Genomic DNA, 15359 nt, shown 5'->3' on the forward strand with positions numbered 1-15359 from the left:
GCATCGGATACCCGGTCGGAGCCCGAGGAGTCGGCGCCCCGGCCGGGTCCGGTGGACGTCCCCCGCGCCCAGGCGGCCGTCCGCGAGCTGCTGTTCGCCGTCGGCGAGGACCCCGACCGTGACGGGCTGCGGGAGACCCCGGCCCGGGTGGCCCGCGCGTACACCGAGCTGTTCGCCGGGTTGCGCCAGCGCCCGGAGGACGTGCTGACCACGACGTTCGAGATGGACCACGACGAGCTCGTGCTCGTCAGCGACATCGAGGTCTACTCCACGTGCGAGCACCACCTCGTGCCGTTCCACGGCGTGGCGCACGTGGGCTACATCCCCGCGCGCAACGGCCGGATCACCGGGCTGAGCAAGCTGGCCCGCCTCGTCGACGTGTTCGCCCGCCGGCCGCAGGTGCAGGAGCGGCTGACGAGCGAGATCGCCGACGCCCTCGTCGAGCACCTGCGCCCCCGCGGCGTCATCGTCGTCGTCGAGTGCGAGCACCTGTGCATGTCGATGCGCGGCGTCCGCAAGCCGGGCGCCCGCACGACGACGTCGACGGTCCGCGGGCAGCTCCGGGACCCGGCGACGCGCGCCGAGGCCATGTCGCTCGTCCTGCGAGGGCGTCGCGGATGACCCTCGTCATGGGCATCGTCAACGTCACCCCCGACTCCTTCAGTGACGGCGGGCGGTGGTTCGACGAGGACGCGGCGGTCGCGCACGGACTCGAGCTCGCGCGCCAGGGCGCCGATCTCGTCGACGTCGGCGGCGAGTCGACCCGGCCCGGCGCCGCGCGCCCCGACGTGGCCGAGGAGACCCGCCGCGTCGTCCCCGTCGTCGACCGGCTCGTCCAGGCCGGCCTGCGGGTCAGCGTCGACACGATGCGCACCTGCGTGGCCCGCGCCTGCGTCGAGCGCGGGGCGGTCCTCGTCAACGACGTCAGCGGCGGTCTCGCCGACCCGGACATGGCGGGGTTCGTCGCCGACGCGGGGGTCGACTACGTCGCGATGCACTGGCGCGGGCACAGCGCCGACATGCAGTCGCGCGCCGTGTACGACGACGTCGTCGCCGACGTCCGCCGCGAGCTCGGTGAGCGGGTCGAGGAGCTCGTCGCCGCCGGCGTCGCCCGCGAGCGGATCGTCCTCGACCCCGGTCTCGGGTTCGGCAAGACGGCCGAGCACAACTGGAGCCTGCTCGCCGGGCTCGACCGGCTGAGCGAGCTCGGCCTGCCCCTCCTGCTCGGCACCTCCCGCAAGACCTTCCTCGGGCGGCTTCTGGCCGGTCCCGACGGTGCGCCCGCTCCGCCCGACGCGCGGGACGCCGCCACCGCCGCGACGAGCGTCGTGTGCGCGCAGGCCGGGGTGTGGTGCGTCCGGGTGCACGACGTGCCGTCGACCGTGGCGGCGCTGCGCGTGGTCCGCGCGGTGTCGCACGCCGGGGCGGGCGCGGCGGCGGCGGGGGGCTCCGCGTGAGCGGCGACCGGATCGAGATCCGCGGCGTGACCGCGCGCGGCCGGCACGGGGTGCTGCCGCACGAGAAGACGACTCCGGCGCCCTTCGTCGTCGACGTCGACCTGTGGGTCGACCTCGCGGCGGCCGGTGCGAGCGACGACCTCGCCGACACGGTCAGCTACGCGGACGTGGCCGCCGACGTCGTGCGCATCGTCGAGGGCGACTCCGTCGACCTCATCGAGACCCTCGCGGCCCGGATCGCCGACGCCGCCCTCGCCGCCCCGCTCGTCGAGGCGGCGCAGGTGTGCGTCCACAAGCCGGAGGCGCCCGTGGGGGTGCCGTTCGGGGACGTCGCGGTCCGCGTCGTCCGGGAGGCCGACCGCCCCGTCGTGGTCGCGCTCGGGGCCAACCTCGGGGACGCCGCGGCCGTGCTCGCGGAGGCGGTGGGCCGGGTGGAGGCGCTCGACGGCGTGCGGGTCACCGGGGTGTCGCCCCTGTTCCAGACCGACCCCGTCGGCGGGCCCGACCAGGGCGTCTACCTCAACGCCGTGCTCGTGGGGCGGACCCGGCTGCACCCGCGCACCCTGCTCGCCCGCCTGCACCGGATCGAGGCCGACGCCGGCCGGCGTCGCGACGTGCGGTGGGGGCCGCGCACCCTCGACCTCGACCTGATCGCGGTGGGCGACCCCGGCGGGCCCGGCCACCTGACCTCCGCCGACCCCGCGCTGACCTTGCCGCACCCGCGGGCGCACGAGCGGGCGTTCGTGCTGATCCCGTGGTCCGTCGTCGACCCGTGGGCCCGCCTGCGGCGCCCCGACGGCTCCGCGGCGGCCGTCGCCGACCTCGCCTCCGAGGTCGTGGGGCGCGACCCCGCCGCCGTCGGCGTGCGCCCCGGCCCCGCGTGGCCGGGCGTGCGGGCCGGCCTGGTCCGAGGGACCCATGGGACCCATGACACCCACGAGACTCATGGATGAGCGCGGGGGCCTGCGGGCCCGCACCCTGCTCACGGTGGCGCTCGTCGCGGCCGCGCTGACGCACGCCGGTCTCACCCTGTGGGCCCGGGCCCAGGGCAGCACGCCGCCACCGTCGTGGGCCGCCGGCCTGCTCCTCGGCGCGTTCGCCGCCGCCCTCGTCGTCGCCGGCCGCCGGATCCGCGCGACCCGGCGCGGGACGGCGCCGCGCCCGGTGCACCCGATCGCCGCCTACCGTGTCCTGCTCCTGTCCCAGGCGAGCGCCCTGACCGGCGCCCTCGTCGTCGGCGCCTACGCGGTCGTGTGCGCCCGCACCCTGCCGGATCTCGCGGCCGCCTCGGCCCGCGCCGACCTCGTCTCGGGGGTCGTGACCGTGCTCGGCGGGGCGGCGCTCGTGGCGGCCGGCCTGTGGGTGCAGCGCGTGTGCCGCATCGATCCACCGGAGGGCGACCCGAGCGAGACGGTCGGCCCGCTGCGGCCCGGAGAGCCGGAACGGGGCCGTTGACGGGCCCCGCACCCGCCGTGCGGGCCGGCCCGATTCGGTCCGGGCCCTCCGCAGGGGGTGTCCCGCACCGTCGGGGCGGGTAGGGGAGTGGTCATGGAACGCGCAGGTTGGATCGAGCGATCCCATGCGCGTCTGCGCGTAGGGGTGATCGGCGCGGGGCGTGTGGGCGCGGTGCTGGGGGCCGCCCTCGACGCCGTCGGCCATCAGGTCGTCGCGGTGTCGGGGCTGAGCGACGAGAGTCGCCGACGGGCCCTCGACCTGCTGCCCGGGGTCCCCATCACGCCCGTCGAGGACACCGTCGAGGCCGCGGATCTCGTGCTCCTCGCCGTCCCGTCCCGCGAGCTGCCCGGCCTCGTGTCGGGGTTGTCGAAGCGCGGGGTCTGGCGCGCGGGGCAGATCGTCGCCCACACCGGGGCCCGGTACGGCATCGAGGTGTTCGAGCCGGCGCTCGCCTCGCACGTGCTCCCGATCGCCTGGCATCCGGCGATGCGGTTCACGGGCACCCTCGTCGACCTCGAGCGCCTCCCCGAGTCCTCGATCGTCGTGACGACCTCCGACGTGCTGCGCCCCATCGGCGAGGCCCTCGTCATCGAGATGGGCGCGGAGCCGGTCTGGGTCCACGAGCGGGACCGGGCGACGTACGCCGCGGCCGTGGCGCACGCGGCCTCGCTGCTGCCGGTGCTCGTCGAGCAGGCGGCCGAGGTGATGGAGGCGGCCCACGTGCCGGGCGGGCGTCGGGTGCTCGGCCCACTCATGCTCACCGCGCTGGAGGAGTCCCTGCGCCGCTCGGGACCCGGTGCCCACCTCGACGCCCTCGACGACGAGGACGGCCTGCGGGCCGACCTGCGTGAGCTCGACGACCTCGCGCCGGAGTCGAGCGCCGTGCATCTCGCGATGACGCGAGCCGCTGCCTCGCGCGCCTTCTCGGACGGACGCATCGACGAGGCGCAGGCCAACCGCCTGCTCGGGTTGCTCGGTTCGGGGCGCCCGTCGGCCTGACCCCGGCACGCCGGGGTGGCGCGGCCCCGAATGGGTGCGGTGAGCGCGTCCGCGGGGGTACTCGCGCGCTCTGCGACGCGCGTAGAATCCACGGGGACGAGCCGATGCCGATATGTCCTTATCGAGGGTTTGCGGTGGCTCGCGATGCTTCTCCGGTCGCATCCCGGAGATATTCGCCCCGGTCGACGCGCCCCGTTCGCCCGACCGATCGGTTCCGCTCCGCCACGCCAGACCCGACGCGCGCGGACACCCGGCACGAGAAGAACAGGGAAGAGCGATGAACGACGTGTGGCCCTACCTCATGGCGCTGGCCCCGCCGGTCGGTGTCGGCTTCCTCTTCTACCTCGTCATCAAGGCGATCGTCGAGGGCGACCGCAAAGAGCGACTTGCGCAATCCCGCTGGGAGGCGCAACACGGCGACGCCGCGGGCGGGACCGCGCCGCACGAGCCCCCCGCGGATCGGCTGCCCGACGCGCGCACGCGTCACGACGGCTGAATCCCGCCGGCCTGTCCGGCCGCGATCGACGCCACCGGAGAATGTCCCTGAGTCCCGGGCACATCCGGCACTCGCCGGAGTTTCTCGGCGCCTCGACCTGTGCGTTCTCCAGGCCCCCACCTGCGCGGGGTGCAGGGATGAATGAGTCCCAATCGGGCGATCAGTGAGAGCGGTCGAGAAACGCGTCGTTCGGGTGGTGTGGGTGACTTTTCTTCACGTCCATTTATCACTAGGCTGACGGTGGACCGGCCGGATAAGCGATACAGCTCCGGCACAGTTTCCTCAGTGACGGAGAAAATTCATGGCTCAGAAGGTTCAAGTTCTGCTTGTGGACGACCTCGACGGCGGTGTCGCCGACGAGACCGTGTCCTTCGCCCTCGACGGCGTCAACTACGAGATCGACCTTTCCGACGACAACGCGCGCAAGCTTCGCGACAGCCTCAGCGCGTGGACGGGTCACGCCCGTCGCTCCGGTGGGCGCAAGGTCACCGGGCGTCGAGGCGGCGCCACCGGGTCCACCCGCCGCGGCGACCTCAACGAGATCCGCGAGTGGGGCCGGGCCAACGGATTCAAGGTCAGCGACCGGGGCCGCGTCTCCGGTGAGCTCCAGGACGCCTACGACAAGGCCAATTCCTGATCCACCGCCCCCAGGGCGCAGGTACGCCGGGACGCCGCGATCGAGTCGATCGCGGCGTCCCGGCGTGTGTGCGCGCCCCGGATCACCCGGGCCTCACGCGTCGGGGTCGTCCAGCGCGGCCATGGGGTCGCCGTCCACGAGGCGGTCGACGACCTCGGCCGGGGAGAGCTGGCGCAGCGGGGTGCGCCCGGCGGCCGCGGCCTCGACCTCGTCCCACGTGCGGGGAGCGGCCACGTAGGGCGCCTCGTGCTTGCCCCGCAGCGAGTAGGGGCAGATCGTCGTCTTGGCGCGGGTGTTCTGGCTCCAGTCGAGGAAGACCTTCCCGCCCCGCAGGTTCTTCGTCATCCGGGCCACGACGAGGTCGGGATGCCCGCTCGCCAGGGCCTGGGCCAGGGCCTCGGCGAACGTGCGGGTCGCGTCGGGGTCGGCGGGGTCCGGCGACCGCGCGTAGAGCTGCATCCCCTTGCTCCCGCTCGTCACCGGGACGCAGGGGCCCGGCGCGACGTCCGCGAGCGTGTCGCGCACGAGGAGGGCGACCCGGGCGCACTCGGCGAGCCCGGCGGGGGAGCCGGGGTCGAGGTCCACGACGAGGCGGTCGGGGGCCACCGGGGCGCCGTCGAGCACACGCCACTGGTGGGTGTGCAGTTCGAGGGCGGCGAGGTTGGCCAGCCACACGAGCCCGGCCACGTCGTCGACGAACGGGTACGTGATCGTCGTCGCGGAGCCCCGGCCCGAGCCCGGCGCCGGCAATGTGACCCGGCGCACCCAGGCGGGGGCCCCGGCGGGGACGTTCTTCTCGAAGAACGACGGACCGCCCGTGCCGTGCGGCCACCGCACCCGCGTGACGACGCGGTCGCGCAGTTGCGGCAGCAGGACGGGTGCGACCTGCGTGAGGTAGTGCACGACCTCGGCCTTCGTCGTGCCCGTCTCGGGGTAGAGCACCTTGTCGAGGTTCGACACCGACAGGGTGCGGTCGCCGACGGACACCCGCGTCGCACCCGAGGGGTCAGGCATCGCCGGACTCCGCGAGCTCTCCGAGCTCTCCGGGCTCTCCGGGCTCTCCCGGCTCCGCCGGGCCGCCCGGGCCGGCATCGGCGCGCAGGTCGTCCGGTCTGAGGTCGGCCCGCAGCCCGACGTAGACCGGTTGGCGCAGTCGCGGCCCGGCCCCGGCCGGTGCGCCGTCGGCGCCGGGATCGGAGATCCCTCCGAGGGAGCGGACGTCGACGACCACCTCGGGGCGCACCCAGCGGGCGCCTCGCGCGTCGACTCCGGGGACGGCCGGGTCGAACGGGTCGGCGTCGGCCCCGAGGTCGCTCAACCGCGCCCGCAGGTCCCGCTCGGCGGCGTCGGACAGGCCGCTGCCCACGCGCCCGACGAACGCGAGCGAGCCGCCGGCCGCCGGGACGCCGACGAGGAGCGCGCCGACGCGTCGGCCACCGCCCGTCTCGGGCCGCCACCCGCCGACGACGACCGACCGGGTGGGCCGGTGCGCGAGCTTGAGCCAGTCCGGTGAGCGCCGGCCCGGCTCGTAGCGGCTGTCCAGACGCTTGGAGACGATCCCCTCGAGGCCCTGCTCCCGCGTCGCGTCGCGCAGCGAGGCGCCGTCGGTGTACGTCGGCGAGAGCCGGGCGCGCGTGCCGGGCGCCCCGATGGCCTCCAGGAGCTCCCGCCGCGCGGACAGCGGCACGTCGCAGAGATCCCGCCCGCCGAGGCGGACGACGTCGAAGGCCATGTACGTGACCGGCGCGCTCCGGGCGAGGCGCTGCGCGAGGGCCGGCGTCGCGTGGATACGCGTGATGAGCCGGTGGAACGACGGGAGGCCGTCGGCGAGGTCGACGACCTCGCCGTCGAGCACCACCTCGTCGAGGCCGGCGCCGAGGTCGGCGAGCTCGGGGAAGCGGGCCGTCGCGTCGCGCCCGTCGCGCGTGCTCAGGCGCACGCGCCCGTCGACCGCGTGGGCGACGATCCGCATGCCGTCCCATTTGACCTCGTGGACCCAGGCGTCTCCGGCGGGCACGACGGTCGCCGGGGTCGCGAGCATGGGGCGCATGCCCCGATTGTCACCCACCGGCCGCTCGGCCCGTCGGCCGTGGGAGGGCGGCGGGAGGCGCGTGTGACGACCGGCCACCGGGTCGGGACCCCCCCCACGGGCTGGCCCCCGACCGGGCCATGGGGGATTCTGGACCTCTCGCGCGGGACGGAACACCGCCGGGGCATTCGACGAGGGAAGAGGTGGACGCCATGCGCGCGATCTGGAAGGGCGCGGTGTCGTTCGGCCTCGTCACGGTGCCCGTGCGGCTGGTGAGCGCCACCGAGAACCGCGACGTGAAGTTCCACCAGGTGCGGGCGAGCGACGGCTCCCGCATCCGCTACAAGCGGGTTGCCGAGGCCGACGGCGAGGAGGTCAAGTACGCCGACATCGCCAAGGGGTACGACTCCGGCGACGGTCGGACCGTCATCCTCACCGACGAGGACTTCGCCCAGGCGCCGACGAGCAGCAGCAAGGAGATCGCGGTCGAGAAGTTCGTCCCGGCCGATCAGATCGACCCGCTCCTGCTCGAGAAGAGCTACTACCTCGAGCCCGACGCGGCCGCCGTCAAGCCCTACGCGCTCCTGCGGGAGGCGCTGCGCGACACCGACCGCATGGCCGTCGTCACGCTGTCGCTGCGCTCGCGCACCTCGATCGCCGTGCTCCGCGTGCGCGACGACGTCATCGTCTGCCAGACCATGCTGTGGCCCGACGAGGTGCGCGCCGCCGACTTCCCCGTGCTCGAGGACGTGCCCGAGCCCAAGGAGTCCGAGCGGTCGATGGCGCACATGCTCATCGAGTCCATGGCCGGCGACTTCGACCCCGACGACTACGAGGACGACTTCCGCAGCGCCGTCGAGTCGCTCGTGGAGGCCAAGCTCACCGGCGGCGAGGTCGTCGTGGCCGAGAAGGAGGACGAGGACGAGGGCCAGGTCGTCGACCTGCTGGCCGCGCTGCAGAAGTCGGTCGAGCGCGCCAAGGCCGCCCGGGGTGAGTCGGGCGGGTCCGAGGCCGACGACGAGCCCGCCACGAAGACCGCCTCGAAGCAGACGGCCGCGAAGAAGACCACCGCCAAGAGCGCCGCACCGAAGAAGACGACCTCGAAGACGTCGACGTCCTCGACGACGGCCAAGAAGCCCGCCGCGAAGAAGACGACGGCGAAGAAGACGACGGCGAAGAAGACGACGGCGAAGACGGCCACCAAGGCCGACGAGGCGCCCGAGGCCAAGGCCGGCTGATTCCCCGGCGCCGGGGTGCGGCGGGGCATGTCGGGGCGGAGCGGGGGCCGGCCGCCCGCGACCCGGGGCGGTCGTGTCCGCTCAGGGCGAAACCTGAGCGATCGGGACTCAAGAGGCGGAACATGTCGCCGGTGGGCCGCGTTGTGCTCCACAGGCGGCGCACCTGGACGATTGGGTCGTGTGCGGCGCGGCACAGCTAGCATCGAGGTGTCTCGATAGCGAGGGAGCGAGTTCATGTTCGAGAGATTCACCGATCGGGCCCGACGGGTGGTCGTCCTGGCGCAGGAAGAGGCGCGCCTGCTCAACCACAACTACATCGGTACCGAACACATCCTGCTCGGCCTCATCCACGAGGGTGAGGGCGTGGCCGCGAAGGCCCTGGAGAGCCTGGGGATCTCCCTCGACGCGGTCCGCGAGCAGGTCCAGCAGATCATCGGCCAGGGCCAGCAGGCCCCCAGCGGCCACATCCCCTTCACGCCCCGGGCCAAGAAGGTCCTGGAGCTCAGCCTCCGCGAGGCGCTGCAGCTCGGGCACAACTACATCGGCACCGAGCACATCCTGCTCGGGCTCATCCGCGAGGGCGAGGGCGTCGCCGCCCAGGTGCTCGTCAAGCTCGGCGCGGACCTCAACAAGGTGCGTCAGCAGGTCATCCAGCTGCTGTCGGGCTACCAGGGCAAGGAGCCCGCGGGGGCCGGCGTCGGCGCGTCGAGCAGCACCGAGGGGACCCCGGCGGGGTCGCTCGTGCTCGACCAGTTCGGCCGCAACCTCACGCAGGCCGCCCGCGAGGGCAAGGTCGACCCGGTCATCGGGCGCGGCAAGGAGATCGAGCGGGTCATGCAGGTGCTGTCCCGCCGCACCAAGAACAACCCGATCCTCATCGGGGAGCCGGGCGTCGGCAAGACCGCTGTCGTCGAGGGGCTCGCCCAGGACATCGTCAAGGGCGAGGTTCCCGAGACCCTCAAGGACAAGCACATCTACACGCTCGACCTCGGCGCGCTCGTCGCCGGGTCGCGCTACCGCGGTGACTTCGAGGAGCGCCTCAAGAAGGTCCTCAAGGAGATCAAGACCCGCGGCGACATCATCCTGTTCATCGACGAGATCCACACCCTCGTCGGGGCGGGTGCCGCCGAGGGCGCGATCGACGCCGCGAGCATCCTCAAGCCGATGCTCGCCCGCGGCGAGCTGCAGACGATCGGCGCGACGACGCTCGACGAGTACCGCAAGCACATCGAGAAGGACCCGGCGCTCGAGCGCCGCTTCCAGCCGATCCAGGTGGCCGAGCCGACGCTGAGCCACGCCATCGAGATCCTCAAGGGGCTGCGCGACCGTTACGAGGCGCACCACCGCGTCTCGATCACGGACGGCGCGCTCGTCGCGGCGGCCAACATGGCCGACCGGTACATCAACGACCGCTTCCTCCCGGACAAGGCGATCGACCTCATCGACGAGGCGGGGGCGCGCCTGCGCATCCGCCGGATGACGGCGCCGCCGGACCTGCGCGAGTTCGACGACAAGATCGCCCACGTGCGCCGCGAGAAGGAGGCGGCCATCGACGGGCAGGACTTCGAGAAGGCCGCGAAGCTGCGCGACGACGAGAAGAAGCTCATCGAGGCGAAGAACACGCGCGAGAAGGAATGGAAGTCGGGCGACATGGACGTCGTCGCCGAGGTCGACGAGGAGCTCATCGCCGAGGTGCTCGCCGCGTCGACGGGCATCCCCGTCTTCAAGCTCACCGAGGAGGAGAGTTCGCGCCTGCTCAACATGGAGGCCGAGCTGCACAAGCGGATCGTCGGCATGGACGACGCCATCAAGGCGCTGTCCCAGGCCATCCGCCGCACCCGCGCCGGCCTGAAGGACCCGCGTCGTCCCGGTGGCTCGTTCATCTTCGCCGGCCCCACGGGTGTCGGTAAGACCGAGCTGGCCAAGACGCTCGCGGAGTTCCTCTTCGGCGACGAGGACAGCCTCATCACCCTCGACATGTCCGAGTTCGCCGAGAAGCACACCGTCTCGCGGCTGTTCGGTTCTCCTCCCGGCTACGTCGGGTACGAGGAGGGCGGTCAGCTCACCGAGAAGGTGCGGCGCAAGCCGTTCTCGGTCGTGCTGTTCGACGAGGTCGAGAAGGCGCACGCCGACATCTTCAACAGCCTCCTGCAGATCCTCGAGGACGGGCGTCTCACCGACGCGCAGGGTCGGGTCGTCGACTTCAAGAACACCGTCATCATCATGACGACCAACCTCGGCACACGGGACATCTCCAAGGCCGTCGGCCTGGGCTTCGCGTCGGACAGCGACGTGAACTCGAGCTACGACCGCATGAAGAACAAGGTCAACGACGAGCTCAAGCAGCACTTCCGCCCCGAGTTCCTCAACCGCGTGGACGACACGATCGTCTTCCCGCAGCTCAGCGAGAGCGAGATCGTCGAGATCGTCGACCTCATGGTCGCCAAGCTCGACACCCGCCTCAAGGACAAGGACATGGGCATCGAGCTCTCCGGGGAGGCGAAGAAGCTCCTCGCCAAGCGCGGGTACGACCCGGTGCTCGGCGCCCGTCCGCTGCGCCGCGCGATCCAGCGCGACATCGAGGACGTGCTCTCCGAGAAGATCCTCTACGGCGAGATCGGGGCCGGCGAGATCGTCGGCGTCGACGTCGAGGGCGAGGGCGCCGACGCGGTGTTCACGTTCCACGGCACCCGCAAGGAGCCGGACCACCGCGAGGAGATGCCGGCGCACGTCGCGGGCAGCGACCACGGTGGACCCGACCACATCGCCGGCGGAGCCGGTGGCGCGGCCGGCGCCGAGCAGGGCCCGCCGCCCGGCGGCGAGGCGGCTCAGGGCTGACCCGCGGGACCACGAGAGGGGCCGGACGCGAGCGCGTCCGGCCCCTCTTCGCGCGCCCGGGCGGAGCCGGCGGCCGGTGACGGTGCCTGCCGTCCGGGAGAGATGGCCGTCAGGCGCGCCGGGCCCGGTAGACCCGGCGCACGACGTCGTCGATGTCGGGCTCCTCGATCGACAGGTCGCGCACGGTGACGCGCGCGGACACTGCAGCGAGGAGCTGCGCGGCGGTGAGGTGCTCGGCGTCGAAGGACAGTCGTTGGCGCAGGCCGGCCCCCTCGGAGCCGAAGACGTCGACGGTGCCCTGGCGCACAGTCGCAGGACCCTACCGGGCGTGGTCGGGTCAGGCGGGGAGGCCGTACCGGCCGCCGCCGAGGGCGTCGACGAGGCCGTCCTCGATCAGGCCGGCGAGGCAGCGCTCGCGCGTGGCGTCGTCGTCCGGCCACGCGGCCCGCAGGTCGGCGGCGCCGACGTCGGCGGGGGCGGCCCGCAGGACGGCGAGGAGGGCGCCACGCACCTGCCGGTCGGTGCCGGCCCACGCCTGCCCGCGCCGGATGGGCCCGTCGTAGGCGGGGGCGCCGGCGAGCTGCCAGGCGCACAGGTCGAGGACCGGGCAGGCGCCACAGCGCGGCGAGCGGGCCGTGCACACGAGCGCCCCGAGCTCCATGACGGCGACGTTCCACGTGAGGGCGGCCTGGTCGTCGGACGGCACGAGGTCGCCGGCCAGCTCGCTCTCGGCGCGGGTCAGCGCCGGGGCCGGGAGCGCGAGGCCGGTCACCGCCCTGGCCTGCACGCGCCGCACGTTCGTGTCGACGACGACCGCCCGCTGCCGGTGGGCGAACACGGTGACCGCGGCCGCCGTGTACGGGCCGACGCCCGGCAGGGCGAGCAGCTCGTCGTAGGAGTCGGGCACGTCGCCGCCGTGCCGCTCGACCATCGCCGTTGCCGCCTCGTGCAACCGCAGCGCGCGGCGCGGGTAGCCGAGGCGGTCCCAGGCCCGCACCGCCTCACCGGGCGCGTCGGCGGCGAGGGCCGCCGGCGTCGGCCAGCGCTCCATCCAGCGGCGCCAGGCGGGCTCGACCCGCGACAACGGCGTCTGCTGACTCATCACCTCCGAGACGAAGACGCCCCACGGCGAGGCCTCGGGCGACCGCCACGGCAGGTCGCGCCCGGCGCGGGCAAACCACGCGTTGACGCGGGTCACGAGCTCCTCGGCCACGACGGGGTCGACGGCGAGGCCGCCCGGGGCGGGGACGCCGGTGGCGTGGGCGGCAGACGCCCGGGAACGCGTGGGGCTCACACGTAGCGTTCGAGGATGCTCGACTCGGCCAGGCGCGACAGGCCCTCCCGTACGGCGCGGGCGCGGCCCTCGCCGACCCCGTCGACCGCCTGCAGCTCCTCGAAGCTCGCCCCGAGCAGCCGCTGCAGCCCGCCGAAGTGCCCGACGAGGCGGTCGACGATGACGCCGGGCAGGCGGGGGATCTTCGACAGGAGGCGGTACCCGCGCGGCGACACGGAGTCGTCGAGGTTCTCGGTGAGGGTCGAGTGGCCGAGGGCGGCGGCGCCCGCCGCGAGGTCGAGCAGGTCGAGGGCCGACAGGTTGCTCATCGCGTCGAGCACGTCGACGGCGCTGCGGGCCGTGTCGGCGGGCAGGTAGTCGCGGATGACGTGGTCCTGCTCCCGGTCGATCCCGGCCACGAGCTCCTCGAGCTGCAGCGACAGCAACCGGCCGTCGGTGCCGAGCTCGATGACGTAGCCCGACACCTCGGCGCGGATGCGGCGCACCATCTCGAGCCGCTGCAGGACGGCGGTGACGTCGCGGATCGTGACGAGGTCCTCGATCTCGAGGGCCGACAGCGTGCCCGTCACCTCGTCGAGGCGGTTCTTGTACCGCTCCAGCGTGGCCAGCGCCTGGTTGGCCTTGCTGAGGATGATCGCGGAGTTCTCCAGGACGTGACGCTGCGAGCCGACGTACACGGCGGCGATCGACATCGACTGGCTCACCGAGACGACCGGGAACCCCGTCTGCTTCGACACGCGCTCGGCGGTGCGGTGCCGGGTGCCGGACTCGCTCGTCTCGATGCTCGCGTCGGGCAGGAGCTGGGTCGCGGCCCGCACGATGCGCGTGCCCTCCCGGTCGAGGACGACGGCGCCGTCCATCTTCGCGAGCTCCCGCAGGCGCGTCGCCGAGAACTCGATGTCGAGGGGGAAACCGCCGGTCGAGATCTCGCGGACCACGTCGTCGTCGCCGAGGACGACGAGCGCCCCGGTCCGCCCGCGGATGATCCGCTCGATGCCGTCGCGCAGCTCCGTGCCCGGCGCGACGGCGGCGACCGTCGCCCGGAGCAGGTCCTCGTCGCTGCGCTCCACGATCACTCCTTCGCCGTCCCCTCGGGCGGGCGCGCCCTCGGCCATCGTAGGCGCGCGCACTCACCTCGCGGGGAGCGAGGTCGCGCCGTCACCGGTTCGTTGCCGAACCGGCCGTGAACTCCCGCGCACGTCCGGCGCCTACGGGGACCGGCCGGTGGCGCGGGGCTGTCACGCCCCGCCGGGCACCATGACGACAAGGCCGACGACCGCCAGGGCCACGGGGGTCGTCTCACCTGTCGCGCTCACTGCGGCTCGCGAGCTCGCCTCCGTTCGCCGCTCGGCGTTCTCTGTCGCGCTCACTGCGGCTCGCGAGCTCGCCTCCGTTCGCCGCTCGGCGTTCTCTGTCGCGCTCACTGCGGCTCGCGAGCTCGCCTCCGTTCGCCGCTCGTGTCAGCGCCGGTGCGAGAGGTGCGCCACCGCCGCCCGGATGTCCGCCACCTCGACGACCCGCAGGCCCTCGCCGACGGCCTCGACGCGCAACCCGCCCGGGCGCCCGGGGCCGCGGGCCCCGGAGCGGGCCCGCTCCGGGGAGGCCGGGACGATCGCCGTGCGGAAGCCGAGGCGCTCGGCCTCGGCCAGCCGCCGCGGCAGGCCTGTGACCGGCCGGATCTCACCCGCCAGCCCCACCTCGCCGACGGCGATGGTCCCCAGCGGCAGCGCGGTGTCGAGGGCGGATCCCGCGATCGCGAGCGCCACCGACAGGTCGGCCGCCGGCTCCGACAGGCGCACCCCGCCCACCGTGGAGGCGTAGCAGTCGGCCTGCCGGGTCGGCACGCGGGCGTGCCGGTCGAGGACGGCGAGGAGCATCGCCGTGCGGGCCGAGTCGACGCCGGAGGTCGTGCGCCGCGGCGACGGCGCCCCCGTGGGGGAGACGAGGGCCTGGACCTCGGCGACGAGCGGCCGGCGCCCCTCGAGCGTGACGGTCACCGCCGTGCCCGGCACGGCGCTGTCGCGGCTCGAGAGGAACAGGACGCTCGGGTCGGCGAGACCGCTGATCCCGGTGTCGGTGAGGTCGAAGCACCCGATCTCGTCGGTGGGGCCGTACCGGTTCTTGATCGCGCGCACGAGCCGGAGCCGGGAGTGCCGGTCGCCCTCGAAGCCGACGACGACGTCGACGAGGTGTTCGAGCACCCGCGGGCCGGCGATCGAGCCGTCCTTCGTCACGTGCCCGACGAGCAGTGTGGACATGTTCCGGGCCTTGGCCGCGCGGATGAGGGTGCCCGCCACCTCCCGCACCTGCGTGACGTTGCCGGCGCCGCCGTCGATCTCGGCGCTCGCGACGGTCTGGACCGAGTCGACGACCAGCAGGTCGGGGGCGCCGGCCTCGACGTGCCCGAGGACCGTGCCGAGGTCGGTCTCGGCGGCGAGCAGCAGGTCGTCGGACAGGGCACCGATGCGCTCGGCCCGCAGCCGGACCTGCGCCGCAGACTCCTCGGCGCTGACGTACAGCACCCGGCGCCCAGAGCGGGCGGTGCGGGCGGCCACGTCGAGCAGGAGCGTCGACTTGCCGATGCCCGGCTCGCCGGCGAAGAGGACGACGGCGCCGTCGACGAGCCCGCCGCCGAGCACCCGGTCGAGCTCCTCCACCCCCGTGGTGCGGGCCTGGGCGCTCTGCGCGTCGACCTGGGCGATGGGCAGCGCCGGCGTCGACACGCTCGAGGCGGCCGTGCGGGGCGCGGCGGTGGGTGCCCCGGCCTCGACGACCGTGCCCCAGGCCTGGCACTCCCCGCACCGACCCACCCACTTGACGGTGCTCCAGCCGCACTCGGAGCAACGGTAGGCGGGGCGGCCGGAGGCACGGGAGGAGGTGCGCGCGGCGGTTCGGGTGGCCATGCTCCGACACGGT

15 protein-coding genes are annotated in these 15359 nt (G+C 73.9%); 9 read left to right on the plus strand and 6 right to left on the minus strand.

All coding sequences use genetic code 11. The features are described 5' to 3' along the window. The first annotated feature begins 51 nt into the window (after positions 1–51). From folE to ICW24_RS14730, 7 genes are all read left to right on the plus strand, one after another. The gene (folE, locus tag ICW24_RS14700; RefSeq protein ID WP_226346474.1) at positions 52–621 is read left to right on the plus strand and encodes a GTP cyclohydrolase I FolE; all 570 of its coding nucleotides are present in this window, start codon (positions 52–54) and stop codon (positions 619–621) included. After that, entirely contained in the window at positions 618–1457 is an 840-nt protein-coding gene (gene folP, locus ICW24_RS14705) for a dihydropteroate synthase (RefSeq protein WP_226346475.1), read from the plus strand. Before folE ends, folP begins: the two co-directional genes overlap by 4 nt. After that, a complete protein-coding gene (gene folK, locus ICW24_RS14710) occupies positions 1454–2410 on the plus strand; it encodes a 2-amino-4-hydroxy-6-hydroxymethyldihydropteridine diphosphokinase (RefSeq protein WP_226346476.1) in 957 nt (318 codons plus the stop codon). The genes folP and folK overlap by 4 nt, the downstream gene beginning before the upstream one ends. Continuing rightward, positions 2385–2912, plus strand: coding sequence for a DUF3180 domain-containing protein (locus ICW24_RS14715; protein ID WP_226346477.1), 528 nt, complete (start codon positions 2385–2387; stop codon positions 2910–2912). Before folK ends, ICW24_RS14715 begins: the two co-directional genes overlap by 26 nt. A gap of 93 nt (positions 2913–3005) precedes the next feature. Beyond that, a complete protein-coding gene (locus ICW24_RS14720; protein WP_226346478.1) occupies positions 3006–3911 on the plus strand; it encodes a Rossmann-like and DUF2520 domain-containing protein in 906 nt (301 codons plus the stop codon). A gap of 277 nt (positions 3912–4188) precedes the next feature. Beyond that, on the plus strand, positions 4189–4407 hold the full coding sequence (locus ICW24_RS14725; RefSeq protein WP_226346479.1) for a hypothetical protein: 219 nt from the start codon (positions 4189–4191) through the stop codon (positions 4405–4407). A gap of 301 nt (positions 4408–4708) precedes the next feature. Then, positions 4709–5044: a histone-like nucleoid-structuring protein Lsr2 gene (locus ICW24_RS14730; protein WP_226346480.1), complete on the plus strand. Its 336-nt coding sequence runs from the start codon at positions 4709–4711 to the stop codon at positions 5042–5044. A gap of 93 nt (positions 5045–5137) precedes the next feature. On the opposite strand, the gene ligD (ICW24_RS14735) is transcribed toward ICW24_RS14730, so the two are convergent. Both ligD (ICW24_RS14735) and ligD (ICW24_RS14740) read right to left on the minus strand, forming a co-directional pair. Then, positions 5138–6058 carry a non-homologous end-joining DNA ligase gene (ligD, locus tag ICW24_RS14735; RefSeq protein WP_226346481.1) on the minus strand — a complete coding sequence of 307 codons (921 nt, stop codon included), beginning with the start codon at positions 6056–6058 and terminating at the stop codon, positions 5138–5140. Then, positions 6051–7094, minus strand: coding sequence for a non-homologous end-joining DNA ligase (gene ligD / locus ICW24_RS14740; RefSeq protein WP_226346482.1), 1044 nt, complete (start codon positions 7092–7094; stop codon positions 6051–6053). Before ligD (ICW24_RS14740) ends, ligD (ICW24_RS14735) begins: the two co-directional genes overlap by 8 nt. A gap of 191 nt (positions 7095–7285) precedes the next feature. On the opposite strand from ligD (ICW24_RS14740), the gene ku reads away from it, so the two are divergent. Both ku and ICW24_RS14750 read left to right on the plus strand, forming a co-directional pair. Next, a complete protein-coding gene (gene ku / locus ICW24_RS14745) occupies positions 7286–8311 on the plus strand; it encodes a non-homologous end joining protein Ku (protein WP_226346483.1) in 1026 nt (341 codons plus the stop codon). A 234-nt stretch (positions 8312–8545) separates the two neighbouring features. Further along, complete coding sequence (locus ICW24_RS14750) at positions 8546–11149, plus strand: ATP-dependent Clp protease ATP-binding subunit (protein ID WP_226346484.1); 2604 nt, start codon at positions 8546–8548, stop codon at positions 11147–11149. 109 nt (positions 11150–11258) lie between these two features. Here ICW24_RS14750 and ICW24_RS14755 read toward each other — a convergent pair whose 3' ends face one another. From ICW24_RS14755 to radA, 4 genes are all read right to left on the minus strand, one after another. Continuing rightward, positions 11259–11456 carry a hypothetical protein gene (locus ICW24_RS14755; protein WP_226346485.1) on the minus strand — a complete coding sequence of 66 codons (198 nt, stop codon included), beginning with the start codon at positions 11454–11456 and terminating at the stop codon, positions 11259–11261. A 30-nt stretch (positions 11457–11486) separates the two neighbouring features. Beyond that, a complete protein-coding gene (locus ICW24_RS14760; RefSeq protein ID WP_226346644.1) occupies positions 11487–12362 on the minus strand; it encodes an iron-sulfur binding domain-containing protein in 876 nt (291 codons plus the stop codon). Positions 12363–12439: 77 nt separating this feature from the next. Further along, a complete protein-coding gene (disA, locus tag ICW24_RS14765) occupies positions 12440–13558 on the minus strand; it encodes a DNA integrity scanning diadenylate cyclase DisA (protein WP_264176657.1) in 1119 nt (372 codons plus the stop codon). Positions 13559–13903: 345 nt separating this feature from the next. After that, positions 13904–15346: a DNA repair protein RadA gene (gene radA / locus ICW24_RS14770; RefSeq protein WP_226346487.1), complete on the minus strand. Its 1443-nt coding sequence runs from the start codon at positions 15344–15346 to the stop codon at positions 13904–13906. Positions 15347–15359: the final 13 nt, after the last annotated feature.

Origin of the sequence: Agilicoccus flavus (assembly GCF_014857905.1) — a bacterium.
GTDB lineage: Bacteria > Actinomycetota > Actinomycetes > Actinomycetales > Dermatophilaceae > Agilicoccus > Agilicoccus flavus.

Bases quoted from the DNA above. Each gene is read 5' to 3' on its own strand.
- folP (WP_226346475.1), top strand. From the start codon at position 618: ATGACCCTCGTCATGGGCATCGTCAACGTCACCCCCGACTCCTTCAGT.
- ICW24_RS14715 (WP_226346477.1), top strand. From the start codon at position 2,385: ATGACACCCACGAGACTCATGGATGAGCGCGGGGGCCTGCGGGCCCGC.
- ICW24_RS14720 (WP_226346478.1), top strand. From the start codon at position 3,006: ATGGAACGCGCAGGTTGGATCGAGCGATCCCATGCGCGTCTGCGCGTA.
- ICW24_RS14725 (WP_226346479.1), top strand. From the start codon at position 4,189: ATGAACGACGTGTGGCCCTACCTCATGGCGCTGGCCCCGCCGGTCGGT.
- ICW24_RS14730 (WP_226346480.1), top strand. From the start codon at position 4,709: ATGGCTCAGAAGGTTCAAGTTCTGCTTGTGGACGACCTCGACGGCGGT.
- ligD (WP_226346481.1), bottom strand. From the start codon at position 6,058: ATGCCTGACCCCTCGGGTGCGACGCGGGTGTCCGTCGGCGACCGCACC.
- ligD (WP_226346482.1), bottom strand. From the start codon at position 7,094: ATGCGCCCCATGCTCGCGACCCCGGCGACCGTCGTGCCCGCCGGAGAC.
- ku (WP_226346483.1), top strand. From the start codon at position 7,286: ATGCGCGCGATCTGGAAGGGCGCGGTGTCGTTCGGCCTCGTCACGGTG.
- ICW24_RS14750 (WP_226346484.1), top strand. From the start codon at position 8,546: ATGTTCGAGAGATTCACCGATCGGGCCCGACGGGTGGTCGTCCTGGCG.
- disA (WP_264176657.1), bottom strand. From the start codon at position 13,558: ATGGCCGAGGGCGCGCCCGCCCGAGGGGACGGCGAAGGAGTGATCGTG.
- radA (WP_226346487.1), bottom strand. From the start codon at position 15,346: ATGGCCACCCGAACCGCCGCGCGCACCTCCTCCCGTGCCTCCGGCCGC.